We start from the raw sequence: 15,755 nt of genomic DNA, 5'->3' as shown, positions 1-15,755 counted from the left end.
GCACAACTGCGCCAGTCACAAGTCGGAGATTGGCCATGGCGCGCCCCATCTGGAAAAGCTTTTTCGCGGCGGCACTGGCCGGCATCATGCTGGCAGGTCCCGCCAGCGCCCAAGATGCGCCGCTTCCCGAACGCCGGCTGACGCTGCGCGCCGATACCGACATGCCGGGCGGCGATCTGGCCCAGATCTTCGACACCACGCTGCAAGCCTGCATTCAGGCCTGTCTGGGCAATGATCAATGTCAGGCGCTGACCTATAACGAACGCTCGCGCGCCTGTTTCCCCAAGGGCGATGCCGGTACGCCCGCGCCGTTCCAGGGCGCGGTGTCGGGCTTTGTCGTGCCCGCCCCGGTCGAACGGATCCAGCGCGCCGCCGACCGCGCCAAGGCCGCGCCCTTTATCACAAGCGCCGATCTGGCCGCCGCCGCCGGACAGGCCCGCACCTTTGTCGCCATGTATCCGGCGCTGGGAACCGAAGGCACGCCCGCAAGCGATGTGCGGCCGCTGGAATATGACGGCCGCACGGCCGATGCGGCGCGGCTTCTGGCATCATTCGTGGCCCGTGACGACAATGCCGAGGACTGGGTCGATCTGGCCCGCCTGACCTTGCAGACGACCGAGGACAGCGACCGCAGCGCGGCGGATTCGGCGGCGCAAATGGCGGTGAACGGCTATCTGCGCGCCGCCGACAATGGCATCGCCGCGCAGGCGCTCTTGCGGCTGGCCCAGGCCGACGACCGGCTGGATCGCGGCCGCGACGGGCTGGCGGCGCTGCGGCTGGCGAACCGGCTGACCCCGGATGACGCCGATATCTCGCAGGCGCTGGCCGCGTCCGAGGATCGCAACGGCATGCGCGTCACCGACACCCAGATCGACGCCGATGGCCGGATGCCGCGCTTTTGCGCCATCCTGTCGCGCGAATTGTCGGACAGCACCGATTACGCGCCCTATCTGCGCCTGCCGGCGGGCGATCTGACCGTCGATGCCGAGGGCAATCAGCTTTGTATCGGCGGCCTCGGCCATGGCCAGCAGGTCGAGATCACCCTGCGCGCCGGCCTGCCCGCCGCCGATGGCGAGGCATTGTCGCGCGATGTCGCGCTGAACGGCTATATCCGCGACCGCAGCCCGGAAGTGCGCTTTCCGGGCCGGGCCTATGTGCTGCCGGCCTCGGGGGATCAGCGGCTGTCGATGGTCACCGTCAACGCCGATGAGGTGGCTTTGCGGCTGTTGCGGATCTCGGATCGCAACCTGATCCGCACCATGTCGGAAAACATGTTCGCGACGCCGCTGGACAGCTGGCAGGCGGAATATTTCTCCGAAAGCATCGCACGCGAGATCTGGAAAGGCACGGCCCAGGTCGCCAAGCCGATGGGACAGGACTGGATCAACCGCGAACTGACCACCAGCCTTGCGCTGCCCGCCGAGGCGGGGCCGTTGGAACCGGGCATCTATATCGTTCAGGCCAGTCTGACCACGAAATCGGTGTCCGATACCGGGCTTGCGGCGCAATGGTTCGTGGTTTCGGATTTCGGCATCTCGACCTATTCGGGGACGGACGGGCTGACCGTGGCGGTGCGCAGCCTGAACGATACAGCGGCCAAGGTCGGGGCCGAGGTGGCACTGCTCAGCCGCGCCAACGAGGTGCTGGCCCGCGCGACGACCGACGATCAGGGCATCGCCCGTTTCGCGCCCGGCCTGACGCAGGGCCAGAACGGCGCGGCCCCGGCGCTGGTCACCGTCACCGAGTGGCAGGGTGAGGGCGCGGACCGTGCGCCCCGCGACATGGCCTTCCTGTCGCTGTCGGACCCGGAATTCGATCTTTCGGATCGCGGGGTCGAGGGCGCGCCGCCCGCGCCCCCCATCGACCTGTTCGTGGCCACCGATCGCGGCGCCTACCGCGTCGGCGAAACGGTGAACGCCACCATCCTGGCCCGCGATCCCCAGACGCGCGCCCTGCCCGACCTGCCGCTGACGGCGGTGATCCTGCGGCCCGACGGGGTTGAACAGACCCGCTTTGCGCCCAATCCCGCCGGCGCCGGCGGCAGCACCCTGGCATGGCGGATCCCCGGCAATGCCCCGCGCGGCACCTGGCGGCTTGAGTTGCGGACCCAGGCGGACGGGCCGGCGCTGGCCTCAAGCCGGCTTTTGATCGAGGATTTCCTGCCCGAGCGCATCGATTTCACCCCTGTGCTGCCCGAAGGTCCGGCATCGGCCGGGGGCCGGCTTGACCTGTCGCTGGCGGCGCATTGGCTGTTCGGCGCCCCCGCCGCGAACCTGCCGGTCGAGGGGCAGCTGCGTCTTGCGCCCGCCCGCGACCTTCCCGGTCAGGACGGCTATGTCTTTGGCCGCCACGACGATGACGCCCAGCCGGTGAACGACAGCCTGCCCCCCGGCCAGACCGATGCCGAGGGCCGCTATAGCGCGGAAATCACCCTGCCCGGGCGCGACCAGCTGGCCCCGCGTCCCTATCGCGCCGAGATCATTCTGGACATCCGCGAGGGCGCCGGCCGCCCGGTCGAGCGCGGCGAATCGCGCATCGTCATGCCCGAAACCCCGGCCATCGGCATCAAGCCGCTGTTCGAGGGCGATACCGTCGCCGAGAATGCCGAGGCGCGCTTTTCACTTTTGGCGCTGGGGCCGGACATGACCCCGGCCAGCACGCCGGTGCGCTGGGTGCTGAACCGCATCCAGACGGATTATCAGTGGTATTCCGTCGGCGGCCAATGGAGCTGGGAGGTGATCACCACCCGCGAGCGCGTGACCGAAGGCGTGGCCGAACCCGGCGCCGCCCCGGCCGAAATCGCCGCCCCCGTCCAATGGGGGCAATATGAGATCGTGGCCGAACCGGCCTCGGGTCAGGGCGGCCAAAGCTCGGTCGAATTCTATGCCGGCTGGGGCGCCGTGGCCAGTTCCGGCACCGAAACCCCCGACCGCCTGCAGGTCGTGCTGGACCAGCCCGCCTATCGCAGCGGCGATACCGCGCGCGTCAAGGTACAGGCGATTTCCGACGGGCTGGGGCTGGTGTCGGTGCTGTCGAACCGGCTGGTTTCCATGCAGACGGTCGCGTTGAAGGCGGGCGAAAACGATATCGACCTGCCCGTCACCGACGATTGGGGCGCCGGCGTCTATGTCACCGTCAGCGCCATCCGCCCGCTTGAGGGCGCAAGCCCCGATGACCGTGCCCCGGCGCGCGCGCTGGGTCTGGCCCATGCCGCCGTCGATCCCGGCGACCGCAAGCTGGCGGCGGCGATCGAGGCCCCGCAGGAAGCCCGGCCACGCGGCCTGATCCCGGTCACGCTCCGGGTCGAGGGCGCAGGCGGTCAGACCGTCCACGCCACCATTGCCGCCGTCGATCAGGGCATCCTGAACCTGACCCGCTATACGCCCCCCGATCCCGGCCAGCATTACTTTGGCCAGCGCCGGCTGGGCGTCGCGCTGCGCGATCTTTACGGGCGGCTGATCCTGCCCACGGGGGCGCCCGATGGCGCGCTGCGCGAGGGCGGCGATGCCAGCCTTGCCGCCAATGCCGAGGCGCCGCCGCCCACCGAAAAGCTGATGAGCTGGTTTTCCGGGCCGGTCACGCTGGACGCGGATGGCAATGCGCGGGTTGAAATCCCGGTCGGCGATTTCAACGGCGAGCTGCGCGTCATGGCCGTGGTGTGGTCCGACAAGGGCGTGGGCCAGACCGATGCCTCGGTTCTGGTGCGCGACCCGGTGGTGATGACCGTGACCGCGCCGGCCTTCCTTGCGCCGGGCGATCAGGCGCAGGTCGGCCTGCGGCTGACCCGCACCGCCGGCCCGGCGGGTGAGGTGCGGCTGGCGGTCCAGCAGAACGGCGGCGATGCGCCCGTGACGGCGCAGCTTTCCACCGAAAGCCTCATCTTCAACGACAAGGAAAGCGCAATGCCCGCCGAGCTGGCTCTTACCGCCGGCACGACCGAGGGGCTGGCCGAACTGCGCCTGACGCTGACCACGCCGGACGGGACCGAGCTGACCAAGGACATCACCATCCCCGTCGCCCTGAACGAGACCGATATCCAGCGGCAGGAACGCCTGAGCGTCGCCCCCGGCGCAAGCGTGACGGTGCCGCCCGCACTGACCGAGGGGATGTTGCCCGGCGCGCTTTTGACCGCCGCCGTCGGCCCCTATGCGCGGCTGGACGTGGCCGGCACGATGGCGCGGCTGGCGCGCTATCCCTGGGGCTGTACCGAACAGCTGACCTCGGGGGCGATGCCGCTGTTGTATCTGGCCGATATCCAGGCGCTGGAAGGTGTCTCGGGCGATCCGGCCGGGGACGGCGCGAAACAGGTGCAAGAGGCCATTGGCGCGATCCTGACCCGGCAATCCTCGGGCGGCGGGTTCGGCCTGTGGTCGGCCGATTCGGGCGATACCTGGCTTGATGCCTATGTCACCGATTTCCTGTCGCGCGCCCGCGCCGCCGGCTATCAGGTGCCCGATCAGGCATTCGACATGGCGATCGGAAACCTGCGCAACCGGGTGAATTACGCGGGCGACCCCCAACACGCCCCGGCCGAGGAAAACGCGGCGCTGGCCTATGCGCTGGCGGTGCTGGCGCGGGAACGCGCGGCGACGGTGGGGGATCTGCGCTATTACGCCGATACGGCGGCGGGCCAGTTCTCGACGCCGATGGCGGCGGCCAATCTGGGCGCGGCGCTGGCCTCATACGGGGATCAGCTGCGCGCCGACCGCATGTTCCGCCAGGCCGCCGAACAGGTCCAGCTGGAGACCGCGCCGCCCTATGCCTATCGCTCGGATTACGGGACGGCGCTGCGCGATGCGGCCGCGCTTTTGGCCATCGCGGCCGATGCCCGGACCGAGGCGATCGACCTGACCGACCTGACCAACCGGGTGTCGGAACGCATCGCCCGGGACACCGAGCGGGGCGACAGCCTGTCCACGCAGGAAGCGATCTGGACCGTGCTTGCCGCCCGCGCGCTGTCGCAAGCGACGCCGCCGGTCCAGCTGAACGGAACCGCGCTGGCGCAGCCGGTGGTGGGCCTGCCCGATGTCTCGGCCAGCCTGTCGAACAATGGCGATGCCCCGGTCGAGGTGACGATGACCGCCACCGGCAAACCCCGGCAGCCGCCGGCGGCGGGCGGGCGCGGCTATCGGATCGAGCGCAGCTTTTACAGCATCGAAGGCGAGGCCATCGACCCGACCAGCCTGCCGCAGGGCACGCGGCTGGTGGTGGCGCTGCGCATCGTGCCGGAAAGCAAGGGCGGCGGCCGTCTGATCATCGCCGATCCGCTGCCCGCCGGCTGGGAAATCGACAACCCCAACCTGCTGCGCGCGGGCGACATTTCGGCGCTGGACTGGCTTGAGGGCCAGACCTCGGCCGATATGACCGAGTTCCGCGCCGACCGGTTCGCGGCGGCGCTGACCTGGACCTCGGACCAGCCCTTCACGCTGGCCTATATCGCGCGCGCGGTGACGCCGGGCAGCTTCCGCCAGCCCGCGGCGCTGGTCGAGGACATGTACCGCCCGCAATACCGCGCCTGGAGCAATGGCGGCAGCGTGACCGTAACCCGTTGATCCATATACATCTGTGCCGTCGCATCCCCGATCCGAAACGACCGGGGATGCGACGGCGCGTCATTCGGGAAAGCTTTACTTGCCCGATGACCCCGGCTTGGTGATAATCCCGCCATCGCGCCAGCAAGGGGGAGAGGACGCCTTGCCCGACATCCGCCATGAGGATCGCGTCGCACAGGCGTCGCAATCCCCGGCCGCCGTCACCCGGCTGGCCGCAAGCTGGCGCCGCTCGATGGTCAAGCACGGGCTGGACCCGGGCAGCCCGCCACAGCTGCGCCGTCTGACCGCATCCGAGCTGGCCGCCCACACGGCCCGGCTGGACGAGTTTCTGGCCATCGCCCGCCCGCAGCTGGACCAGCTTTTCCAGCTGGTCTGTGCGACGGGCTGCAACGTGCTGTTGACCGATGCCGAAGGGATCGTGCTGGAACATCGGGTCAACGAATCGGATGCGCCGGTCTTTCGGGACTGGGGCCTGTGGCAGGGCACGGACTGGTCCGAACAGGCCGAGGGCACGAACGGGATCGGCACCTGTCTGGCCGAGGGGCGACAGGTCACCATCCATCGCGACGAACATTTCTATGCCCGCAATACCGGCCTTTCATGCATGGATGCGCCGATCTGGGGGCCGGATGGCGGGCTGTTGGGGGCATTGGACGTGAGCTCGGCCCGGGCCGATCATACCGAACGCTGGAACGCGCTGATCGCCGCGCAGGTCGCGCAAAGCGCCCGCCAGATCGAGGCCGCGTTCTTTCGCGCCTCGTTCCCCGGCGCGCGCATCATCGCCGCGCAGACGGGCGGGAATGACGACGCCCTGTTGCTGGTCGCGGTGGATCGCGACGATCTGGCCATCGGTGCCAACCGCGCCGCCCGCCGCGCCTATGGCCTTGAGAAAGAAGGCAAGATTCGCCCCCGCCCCGCCTCGGATCTGTTCGGCCGCGAGGATGAATTGACCGGCTTTGAAAAGGCCGAGCGCGCGGCGATGATTCGCGCCCTTGCCCGGGCCGAAGGCAATGTCTCGGCCGCCGCCCGCGCGCTGGGTGTCGGGCGCGCGACGCTTTACCGGCGCATGCAGCGGCTGGGCATCGACGAAAAACCGGGCAGACTGTCTCACGGCTGAAACACATTCCGCGCCGCGCTCTGCCGGACGCGTTGATTTGGTGCCCCCCGCGCCACACCCTTCTGAACAGCACCGGCAGGAGGAGCCGGTCCGAACAGGAGGAAGGAAACCATGCCGAACGACCAGACGCATGTCTTCAAGGGCGTCAACAGCCTGCCGTTTGCCGATCGCTATGACAACTATATCGGCGGCGAATGGGTCGCGCCGAAATCGGGCAAGTATTTCACCAACACCACCCCCATCACCGGCGCCGAGATCGGCCAGATCGCGCGTTCCAACGCCGAGGATGTCGAGGCGGCGCTGGATGCAGCCCATGCCGTCAAGGATCGCTGGGGCCATACCTCGCCCGCCGAGCGCGGCAATATCCTGTTGAGAATCGCCGACCGGATGGAACAGAACCTTGAGCTGCTGGCAACGGCGGAAACCTGGGACAACGGCAAGCCGATCCGCGAAACCATGGCCGCCGACGTGCCGCTGGCCATAGATCATTTCCGTTATTTCGCGGGCGTCCTGCGCGCGCAGGAAGGCGGGATTTCCGAAATCGACGCCGACACCATCGCCTATCATTTCCATGAACCGCTGGGCGTCGTCGGCCAGATCATCCCGTGGAACTTTCCGCTGTTGATGGCCTGCTGGAAGCTGGCGCCCGCGCTGGCCGCCGGCAATTGCGTGGTCATCAAGCCGGCCGAACAGACGCCCGCCAGCATCATGGTCTGGGTCGATCTGATCGGGGACCTGCTGCCGCCGGGCGTTCTGAACGTCGTCAACGGCTTCGGGCTTGAGGCCGGCAAACCGCTGGCGTCGAACCCGCGCATCTCGAAGATCGCCTTTACCGGGGAAACCACCACCGGCCGGCTGATCATGCAATATGCCGCCGAAAACCTGATCCCGGTCACGCTGGAACTGGGCGGCAAATCCCCCAACATCTTCTTTGCCGATGTGGCGCGCGAGGATGACGATTTCTTCGACAAGGCGCTGGAAGGCTTTGCGATGTTCGCGCTGAACCAGGGCGAGGTCTGCACCTGCCCGTCGCGCGTGCTGATCCAGGAATCGATCTATGACCGCTTCATGGAACGCGCGGTCAAGCGTGTGCAGGCGATCACCCAGGGCGATCCGCGCGATGCCGCCACCATGATCGGCGCGCAGGCATCGTCCGAGCAAAAGGAAAAGATCCTCTCATATCTGGATATCGGCCGCAAAGAGGGGGCCGAGGTTCTGACCGGCGGCAAGGCGGCCGATCTGGGCGGCGAGCTGTCGGGCGGCTATTACATCGAGCCGACGATCTTTCGCGGCCATAACAAGATGCGGATTTTCCAGGAGGAAATCTTTGGCCCCGTGGTGTCGGTCACGACCTTCAAGGATGCCGAGGACGCGTTGGAAATCGCCAATGACACGCTTTACGGCCTTGGGGCCGGGCTGTGGTCGCGCGATGTCAACACCTGTTACCGGATGGGCCGCGCGATCAAGGCGGGCCGGGTCTGGACCAACTGTTACCACGCCTATCCGGCGCATGCGGCGTTCGGCGGCTACAAACAGTCCGGGATCGGGCGCGAGAACCACAAGATGATGCTGGACCACTATCAGCAGACCAAGAACATGCTGGTCAGCTATTCGGCCAAGAAACTGGGCTTTTTCTGATCCCGGTCGGGATGCCGGGTGGCCACCACGCGCCCGGCATCCCGAAGCATCCTTTCGAAGACTGCAATAGCTTCAGGAGATTACGGTATGGCAAAAACCATGAAAGCCGCTGTTGTGCGCGAATTCGGAAAACCGCTCAGCATCGATGAGGTGCCGATCCCCGAGCCGGGTCCGGGCATGATCCAGGTCGCGATCCAGGCCTCGGGTGTGTGCCATACCGACCTTCACGCCGCCGAAGGCGACTGGCCGGTGAAACCCAATCCCCCCTTCATTCCGGGGCATGAGGGCGTGGGCTTTGTCTCTGCCGTGGGCAAGGGCGTCAAGCATGTGAAAGAGGGCGACCGCGTCGGCGTGCCGTGGCTTTACACCGCCTGCGGCTGCTGCCGGCATTGCCTTGGCGGCTGGGAAACGCTTTGCGAACAACAACAGAATACCGGCTATTCGGTGAATGGCGGTTTTGCCGATTATGTCGTGGCCGATCCGAATTATGTGGGTCACCTGCCCGACAATGTCGGTTTCATCGAAATCGCCCCGGTCCTTTGCGCCGGTGTTACCGTCTATAAGGGGCTCAAGGTGACCGATACCAAGCCCGGCGACTGGGTGGTGATTTCGGGCATCGGCGGCCTTGGCCATATGGCGGTCCAATATGCCAAGGCCATGGGCATGAATGTCGCCGCCGTCGATATCGACGACGAAAAGCTGGCCTTTGCCCGCAAGCTGGGCGCGACGGTGACCGTGAACGCCGCGACCGATCCCAACCCCGCCGCCACGATCAAGCGTGAAACCGATGGCGGCGCGCAGGGCGTGCTGGTCACCGCCGTTGGCCGCAAGGCCTTTGAACAGGCCATCGGCATGGTCGCGCGCGGTGGCACCGTGGCGCTGAACGGCTTGCCGCCGGGCGATTTCCCGCTGGATATCTTTGGTGTGGTGCTGAACGGGATCACCGTGCGCGGCTCGATCGTGGGCACGCGTCTGGACTTGCAGGAATCGCTGGACTTCGCCGGTCAGGGCAAGGTCAAGGCCACCGTCCACAGCGCGAAACTGGAAGACATCAACGACATTTTCGCCAAAATGCACAAAGGCCAGATCGAGGGCCGCATGGTCATGGACCTGACCGCCTGAACAAGGGAGACCACCATGGACGAGGATCAAGTCACCGCCACCCCCGCCGCGCTGGAGCTGCTGGCCCAGATCGTCGCCGAACACGGACCGGTGCTGTTTCACCAATCCGGCGGTTGTTGTGACGGATCCTCGCCCATGTGCTATGCGCAAGGCGACTTTCGCATCGGCGAACGCGACGTCAAGCTGGGCGAGATCGGCGGCATGCCCGTCTATATCTCGGCCAGCCAATACGAGGTCTGGAAACATACCCGCCTGATCATAGACGCGATCCCCGGACGCGGCGGCATGTTCAGCCTGGATAATGGCCGCGAAATGCGGTTCCTGACGCGGTCGGAAATCTGTCAGATCTGATCGCCCGGCGGGCGCGCGGCCTCCCCCAAGACCGCGGCGCGCCTGCCGCCCCCCCACATAGCCGCCCCGACACCCTTGACCCGCACAGGGTCCAAGGCCAACCTGTCGTGGCAAATGGGCGGGGCCACAAACTGGGGGAAACCATGACCGGGACGGCGACGGGTGGAACGGTCTGTCTGAGCGGCGATCTGATCTGTGCCTCGGCGGCCGAGGCGGCGATCGTCCGCCAATACCTGCCCGAACATATCAGCCTGACCCGCGCCGAGCCGGGCTGCCTGTCATTCGAGGTGACCCAGAGCGGTGATCCGATGATCTGGCGCGTCGCGGAACGCTTTGCCGACCGCGCCGCCTTTGACGCGCATCAGACCCGCACGCGCGCCTCGGACTGGTGGGCCGCCACGGCGGCGATCCGGCGCGATTTTCGGATCTGGCACGAGGAATAGTCCCGCCCCCCGCTTTGCCGGGCAAGGCGCGGTCAGGCCCGATCCCCTGCCCTAAGGCCCCGCCCTGAGCCATGCCCTGATCCGTGCGCGAGCATTGGCATATGGCGACGAGGTATTGAGCTGAATCATGCGGCCCTTTGTCCATTTCCCGTACCATGGCCGCCCGTAAAGCTCATCCTCCGGGCGCGCGGAAATGGTGTCGACCAGCCGGATCTTGGCCACAGTCAAGCGATCAAGCAGCGCCGGCCAATCCAGATGCCGGTAATCGGCATAAAACTTCTGCGCCAGCGGGCCAAGCTGGGTCCATTTGAACCCCGTTTCGGGAAAATCCACGACCAGACCCCGATCGTCCTGTTCCAGCCATTTCAGGACAAGCTCGTTCCAGCCGATCAGATAGGCGATCAGATCGGCCGGGCTCATCACCGTCCCGGACGCATGACCTTCAAGCGATGCCTCATGCGCGCGGTCATGGGGAACGCGCGCAAGATCGGTACAGAGCCGTTCGAATGTGATTGAAATCGCGGCAAGAAGCTCATTCTTCGACCTGGGCACGGCCATGTGCTGTCCCTTTCCGCTGTCATCCGCTGTTCCTTGCCAAGGGCAATCCTTTGGGGAACGGCACGCGGCGCGTCACGCCTTGATCTGGCGCGCCTCGTTCAACAGCATGATCGGGATGCCGTCGCGGATCGGAAAGGCCAGACCGGCCGCCTCCGAGATCAGTTCCTGCGCGCCTGCGTCATAACGCAGCGTCGCATGGGTCACCGGACAGACCAGCGCCTCAAGCATATGGCGGTCAAAGCCGCGTTCGGGCACGTCCCGGGCGGCGGGTTCGTCGGTGGGGGTCACTGGATCGTCTCCTCATGGTCGCCGGCATGCAGCGCATATTCCAAAAGCCCCTCAAGCAGCGCGCGCCGCTCGCTCAGGGTGGCGCATTCCAACAGCGCCTGCTTTTCCTCGGGGGCCAGCGGCAAGAGCATGGCCAGCGAATTCACCAGCGTCTCATCATCCGAGGCCTTGGCGGAATCCCAGTCGGTCGACAGCTCGTTGCGTTCCAGATAACGCGCCAGACGCGCCATGAAGGGGCCGCGGGACAGAGCCGGATCCTGTTCGGGTTCAGAGGCAAGATCGGCCCCATAGCCATGCCAATCCACCGCGCCGCGCAAATAGGGCGAAAAGCCCGGGCGCTGTTCGATCAGGCGAAACCGCGATACCGCCCGCAGCGAGATCATCAGCCGGCCGTCATCCATTTCCGAAAACGCCACGATCCGCCCGGCCGAGCCAACCGCCGCCAGACGGTCGCTATCGCCCGCCACCGGCTGGATCATCCCGATCAGCCGGGTGGGGGTTTTCAGAACATCCTCGACCATCTGCAAATAGCGCGGCTCGAAGATATGCAGCGGCAACCGCGTGCGCGGCATCAGCACCGCCCCCGGCAAAGGGAACAGCGCGATTGCATCCGGCAGGTCGAAACCCTTGGACATCTTACGCAAAGATCAGCGAGGAAAGCCGCCGGCGCCCTTTTTGCGCGACCGGATCGGTCGGCTTCAACGCGTCGAAAATGGTGATGAGCTGGGCCTTGGCCGCGCCCTCGTTCCATTCGCGGTCGCGGCGGAATGCCTCAAGCAGCTCGTCGATGGCGGCTTCGACCTGGCCCGCCGCATGCAAGGCGGTGGCGTAATCGAACCGCGCCTGCTGATCGCCGGGATCGGCCTGAACCTTTGCCCGCAGATCGTCCAGAGGACCGGCATTCGCGGCCTGCCGCGCCAGTTGCAGCTGCGCGCGCGCGGCCTCGACCGGGGCAGAGGATGCGACCACGTCGGGAACCTGCGACAGCGCCTCGGCCGCCTTGTCGGGATCGCCGGCCCCCAGATGGGCGCGGACCAAGCCGCCCCAGGCCTGCGGGTTTTCCGGCTCTTCGCCCAGAATGGCGGCAAATGTCTCGGCCGCATCCTCGGCCGCGCCCTCGCTCAGCATGGCTTCGGCCGCGTCCAGCGCCTCGGCCAGACCGCCATCATCGCCGCCCATCGCCACCAGCTTCTCGACGAATTGCTTGATCTGGCTTTGCGGAATCGCACCCTGAAAGGCATCGACCGGCTGGCCCTGAAAGAACGCATAGACGGTGGGGATCGACTGCACGCGCAGCTGACCCGCGATCATCTGGTTCTCGTCGACATTGATCTTGGCCATGCGGACGCGGCCTTTGTGACGGGCGACCTCGGCCTCGAGCTGGGGGCCAAGGGTCTTGCACGGGCCGCACCACGGCGCCCAGAAATCGACGATCACCGGCACGGTCATCGAGGCGTCGACGACATCGGCCATAAAGGTCGCCTCGGTCACGTCCTTGATGATATCGGCGGGGGTATTCTCAGCGGGGGCGGAGCCTAGCTCAAGCATCGGAAATCCTCTTGCGGACGGGTTGCCCCCTAGATGGAGCAGCCGAGGCCCCGATGCAAGATCGGGCGGGACGCGCCGCCGGCCGCCCGGAGAGCCGCGCCCGCCATGTCAACAGCGGGCCTAAAGATCGAAACTCGCCAGAACCGGAACATGGTCGCTGGGCTGTTCCCATCCCCGCACAGGACGCAGGATGCGGCTGCCATGGCCGGCATTGGCGATATCGGGCGTGGCCCAGATATGATCCAGCCGCCGCCCCTTGTCGGCCGCGTCCCAATCCTTGGCGCGATAGCTCCACCAGCTGTAAAGCAGCCCCGAGGGAATATCCTTGCGGGTGATATCCACCCATTTCCCGGCATCCTGCGCCGCGCCCAGATGCTCGACCTCGATCGGGGTATGGCTGACGATCTTGAGCAATTGCTTGTGCGACCAGACGTCATCCTCGCGCGGGGCGATGTTCAGATCGCCCACCATGATTGAGCGTTGCGGCGCATCGGCGTGAAAGACGTCGCGCATCTCGGTCAGGAAATCCAGCTTCTGGCCGAACTTGACGTTCTGTTCACGGTCGGGAATGTCGCCGCCCGCCGGCACATAGAAGTTGTGAATGGTCACGCCATTCTCAAGCCGCGCCGCGACATGACGGGCATGGCCCAACCCGGCATAATCGCGATCGCCCGCATCCTCGATGGGCAACCTCGACAGGATCGCGACGCCGTTATAGCCCTTTTGGCCACGCGCCACGATATAGCGATACCCAAGGGCACGAAACGCATCGAGCGGGATCTTGTCGACCGGGCTCTTGATTTCCTGAAGGCACAGGATATCGGGTGCTTCCTCGCCCAGAAACCGCGCGACAAGCGCCTCGCGCAAGCGGACCGAATTGATGTTCCAGGTGGCGATGGTGAACATGGGCGCTCCTTTGATCAGGGGCGGACCCTAGGGCGCGATCCCGGTCTTGTCCATCACCGTCGCACGGGGGCGCTTCGCCCCCCGAACCCCCCGAGGATATTTCCGCATGGAAGAATGCAAGCCGCAATCCCGATCAGGCGAGGCCCCGGCCGGCTTCTTTCATGTCTAAATATCCCGCAGGGGGTCCGGGGGACGCGAAGTCCCCCGTGTCGGAACGGGGACGAAAAACCCGGCCACCGATCAGGCGGGGCCGGGTCTTGTTTGTGGCCGCATCCACCGACCACTGGGCTTGGGATAAGGAACCGGCAACGGCGCCGCAGGTTCCCTGTTTGCGTGTTTTCAGGCGACCAACCGATAGCCGCCCGATTCCGTGACCAGAAGCCGCGCGTTCGAGGGATCGGGTTCGATCTTTTGGCGCAGGCGATAGATATGGGTTTCCAGCGTATGCGTGGTCACGCCGGCATTGTAGCCCCAGACCTCGTGCAGCAGGATATCGCGCGGCACCACGCCATCCTGCGCCCGATAGAGAAACTTCAGGATATTGGTTTCCTTTTCGGTCAGGCGGATCTTGCGTTCCTTGGCGTCGATCAGCATCTTCATCGACGGCTTGAACGTATAGGGGCCAAGCTGAAAGATCGCATCCTCGGACTGTTCATGGGTCCGCAACTGGGCGCGCAGACGTGCCAGCAGCACCGGAAACTTGAAGGGCTTGGTGATATAGTCATTCGCCCCCGAATCCAGACCCAGGATCGTATCGGCATCGGTATCATGCCCGGTCAGCATGACGATGGGACATTTCACCCCCTGTTTGCGCAGCCTTTTGCACAGCTCGCGTCCGTCGGTATCGGGCAGGCCGACATCCAGCACCACCAGATCAAAGATCGCGCCCTTGCTGCGCTCGACCGCCTCGGCGCCGCTGCCGGCCTCGAAAACCTCGAAATCCTCGGTGGCGGCCAATTGTTCGGCCAGCGCCTCGCGCAGGTCCTCTTCGTCATCGACCAACAGGATCTTTTTCAGTCCGGCCATTCTTGCCTCCTTTGGCGTTATGGCCGAAACGTGATAATGCCGGGGCCCCACGTCCAGAGCATTGCAGCAATTCTCACATGGAGTTGTCGGAAATCCGCCTTATGTTTCAGTTTGTTTCAATCCAGCCGGTGCCATGAGCCTTATTCCCACCCTGACCGAGACCCTTGCACGCGCGCGTGCCGATCTGCGCATGGGCCTTCCGGTCGTGATCGGCGACCATCTGGCCGCCGCGGCCGAGACGGTCACCCCCGAGCGCATGGCCGCGATGCTGGCCTTGGGGCCGGCGGTTCTGGCATTGACGGGCTGGCGCGCCGAGACGCTGAAGGCGCGGGTCTATGACGGCGACATCGCCCGGATCGAGGTGCCCAAGGATGCGGATGCGGGCTGGCCCCTGGCGCTGGCCGATCCGGCGGGCGATCTGATGACGCCGATGAAGGGGCCGTTCCGCAGCGCCCGAGGCGGCGATGTCCAACCCCATCGCGCGGCCATCGCGCTTGCGAAATCGGCGCAGCTTTTGCCGGCGATGCTGATGGTGCCGGTTTCCGATCCCCCCGAGGGGCTGACGCGCATGGCGCCCGGACCGGCGCTGGCGCAGCTTGCCGCCGAGGCGGCGATGGCGCCGGTCGCCGCCGCGCGGCTGCCGCTTTTGTCGGCGGAAAACTCGAAACTGCACATCTTTCGGCCCGACGATGGCACGACCGAACATTACGCGGTCGAGATCGGCGCCCCGGCCCGCAATCAGCCGGTTCTGGCGCGGCTGCATTCGGCCTGTTTCACCGGCGATGTGCTGGGCAGCCTGAAATGCGACTGTGGACCGCAATTGCATGCGGCGCTGAATGCCATGGGTCAGGCCGGGGCGGGGGTGCTTTTGTATCTGAACCAGGAGGGGCGGGGGATCGGCCTGGCCAATAAGATGCGCGCCTATTCCCTGCAAAATCAGGGATTTGATACGGTCGAGGCCAATCACCGCCTGGGTTTTGACGACGATGAGCGCGATTTCCGCATTGGCGCGGGCATCCTGCGCGAGATGGGTTTTGACGCGGTGCGGTTGATGACCAACAACCCGCGCAAGGTCGAAATGCTGCAAGGTCAGGGCATCAAGGTCGCCGAGCGGGTGCCCCTGATCACCCCGCGCAACCGTCACAATACCGGCTATCTGGATGTGAAGGCGGCGAAATCCGGGCATCTGCTGTGAGGCTGGTTCTG

Annotated in this window: 13 protein-coding genes; 7 read left to right on the top strand and 6 right to left on the bottom strand. The window is 66.1% G+C overall.

Annotation, left to right across the window (positions count from 1 at the left end):
* Window positions 1-35 precede the first annotated feature (35 nt).
* From ACFOMH_RS07760 to ACFOMH_RS07735, 6 genes are all read left to right on the top strand, one after another.
* Window positions 36-5,552, top strand: a complete 5,517-nt coding sequence (locus ACFOMH_RS07760) for an MG2 domain-containing protein (RefSeq protein WP_377743706.1) — start codon at window positions 36-38, stop codon at window positions 5,550-5,552.
* Window positions 5,553-5,694: 142 nt separating this feature from the next.
* Window positions 5,695-6,669, top strand: coding sequence for a GAF domain-containing protein (locus tag ACFOMH_RS07755; RefSeq protein WP_374427251.1), 975 nt, complete (start codon window positions 5,695-5,697; stop codon window positions 6,667-6,669).
* Window positions 6,670-6,780: 111 nt separating this feature from the next.
* Window positions 6,781-8,307: an aldehyde dehydrogenase gene (gene adh, locus ACFOMH_RS07750; RefSeq protein ID WP_374427249.1), complete on the top strand. Its 1,527-nt coding sequence runs from the start codon at window positions 6,781-6,783 to the stop codon at window positions 8,305-8,307.
* Between the two features lie 99 nt (window positions 8,308-8,406).
* Window positions 8,407-9,429 (top strand): alcohol dehydrogenase AdhP, encoded by a 1,023-nt coding sequence (adhP, locus tag ACFOMH_RS07745; RefSeq protein ID WP_377743704.1) that lies wholly within the window; start codon window positions 8,407-8,409, stop codon window positions 9,427-9,429.
* Window positions 9,430-9,444: 15 nt separating this feature from the next.
* On the top strand, window positions 9,445-9,780 hold the full coding sequence (locus ACFOMH_RS07740) for a DUF779 domain-containing protein (protein ID WP_374427243.1): 336 nt from the start codon (window positions 9,445-9,447) through the stop codon (window positions 9,778-9,780).
* 143 nt (window positions 9,781-9,923) lie between these two features.
* Window positions 9,924-10,223: a putative quinol monooxygenase gene (locus tag ACFOMH_RS07735; protein WP_377743702.1), complete on the top strand. Its 300-nt coding sequence runs from the start codon at window positions 9,924-9,926 to the stop codon at window positions 10,221-10,223.
* Between the two features lie 51 nt (window positions 10,224-10,274).
* Here the strand turns inward: ACFOMH_RS07735 and ACFOMH_RS07730 are convergent, their stop codons facing one another.
* From ACFOMH_RS07730 to ACFOMH_RS07705, 6 genes are all read right to left on the bottom strand, one after another.
* Window positions 10,275-10,781, bottom strand: a complete 507-nt coding sequence (locus ACFOMH_RS07730) for a ClbS/DfsB family four-helix bundle protein (protein WP_377743701.1) — start codon at window positions 10,779-10,781, stop codon at window positions 10,275-10,277.
* A gap of 72 nt (window positions 10,782-10,853) precedes the next feature.
* The gene (locus tag ACFOMH_RS07725; RefSeq protein WP_374427262.1) at window positions 10,854-11,009 is read right to left on the bottom strand and encodes a Trm112 family protein; all 156 of its coding nucleotides are present in this window, start codon (window positions 11,007-11,009) and stop codon (window positions 10,854-10,856) included.
* A 56-nt stretch (window positions 11,010-11,065) separates the two neighbouring features.
* A complete protein-coding gene (locus ACFOMH_RS07720) occupies window positions 11,066-11,704 on the bottom strand; it encodes an LON peptidase substrate-binding domain-containing protein (RefSeq protein WP_377743699.1) in 639 nt (212 codons plus the stop codon).
* Window position 11,705: 1 nt separating this feature from the next.
* Window positions 11,706-12,617, bottom strand: coding sequence for a tetratricopeptide repeat protein (locus ACFOMH_RS07715; RefSeq protein ID WP_374427231.1), 912 nt, complete (start codon window positions 12,615-12,617; stop codon window positions 11,706-11,708).
* Window positions 12,618-12,737: 120 nt separating this feature from the next.
* The gene (locus ACFOMH_RS07710) at window positions 12,738-13,523 is read right to left on the bottom strand and encodes an exodeoxyribonuclease III (protein ID WP_377743697.1); all 786 of its coding nucleotides are present in this window, start codon (window positions 13,521-13,523) and stop codon (window positions 12,738-12,740) included.
* Between the two features lie 339 nt (window positions 13,524-13,862).
* The gene (locus ACFOMH_RS07705; protein WP_374427226.1) at window positions 13,863-14,549 is read right to left on the bottom strand and encodes a response regulator transcription factor; all 687 of its coding nucleotides are present in this window, start codon (window positions 14,547-14,549) and stop codon (window positions 13,863-13,865) included.
* Between the two features lie 133 nt (window positions 14,550-14,682).
* Between ACFOMH_RS07705 and ribA the strand changes: the two genes are divergently transcribed.
* Window positions 14,683-15,744 carry a GTP cyclohydrolase II gene (gene ribA, locus ACFOMH_RS07700; protein WP_377743694.1) on the top strand — a complete coding sequence of 354 codons (1,062 nt, stop codon included), beginning with the start codon at window positions 14,683-14,685 and terminating at the stop codon, window positions 15,742-15,744.
* Window positions 15,745-15,755 lie beyond the last annotated feature (11 nt).

Origin of the sequence: Paracoccus mangrovi (assembly GCF_042648425.1) — a bacterium.
Taxonomy (GTDB): Bacteria; Pseudomonadota; Alphaproteobacteria; order Rhodobacterales; family Rhodobacteraceae; genus Paracoccus; species Paracoccus mangrovi.
This window is presented reverse-complemented; position numbering and strand designations above follow the sequence as displayed.

Excerpts from the sequence above, each read along its gene's own strand:
- ACFOMH_RS07725 (WP_374427262.1), bottom strand. The coding sequence starts at position 11,009 with ATGCTTGAGGCGCTGGTCTGTCCGGTGACCCATGCGACGCTGCGTTAT.
- ribA (WP_377743694.1), top strand. The coding sequence starts at position 14,683 with ATGAGCCTTATTCCCACCCTGACCGAGACCCTTGCACGCGCGCGTGCC.
- ACFOMH_RS07735 (WP_377743702.1), top strand. The coding sequence starts at position 9,924 with ATGACCGGGACGGCGACGGGTGGAACGGTCTGTCTGAGCGGCGATCTG.
- ACFOMH_RS07715 (WP_374427231.1), bottom strand. The coding sequence starts at position 12,617 with ATGCTTGAGCTAGGCTCCGCCCCCGCTGAGAATACCCCCGCCGATATC.
- adh (WP_374427249.1), top strand. The coding sequence starts at position 6,781 with ATGCCGAACGACCAGACGCATGTCTTCAAGGGCGTCAACAGCCTGCCG.
- ACFOMH_RS07720 (WP_377743699.1), bottom strand. The coding sequence starts at position 11,704 with ATGTCCAAGGGTTTCGACCTGCCGGATGCAATCGCGCTGTTCCCTTTG.
- ACFOMH_RS07760 (WP_377743706.1), top strand. The coding sequence starts at position 36 with ATGGCGCGCCCCATCTGGAAAAGCTTTTTCGCGGCGGCACTGGCCGGC.
- ACFOMH_RS07710 (WP_377743697.1), bottom strand. The coding sequence starts at position 13,523 with ATGTTCACCATCGCCACCTGGAACATCAATTCGGTCCGCTTGCGCGAG.
- ACFOMH_RS07705 (WP_374427226.1), bottom strand. The coding sequence starts at position 14,549 with ATGGCCGGACTGAAAAAGATCCTGTTGGTCGATGACGAAGAGGACCTG.
- ACFOMH_RS07740 (WP_374427243.1), top strand. The coding sequence starts at position 9,445 with ATGGACGAGGATCAAGTCACCGCCACCCCCGCCGCGCTGGAGCTGCTG.
- ACFOMH_RS07730 (WP_377743701.1), bottom strand. The coding sequence starts at position 10,781 with ATGGCCGTGCCCAGGTCGAAGAATGAGCTTCTTGCCGCGATTTCAATC.
- adhP (WP_377743704.1), top strand. The coding sequence starts at position 8,407 with ATGAAAGCCGCTGTTGTGCGCGAATTCGGAAAACCGCTCAGCATCGAT.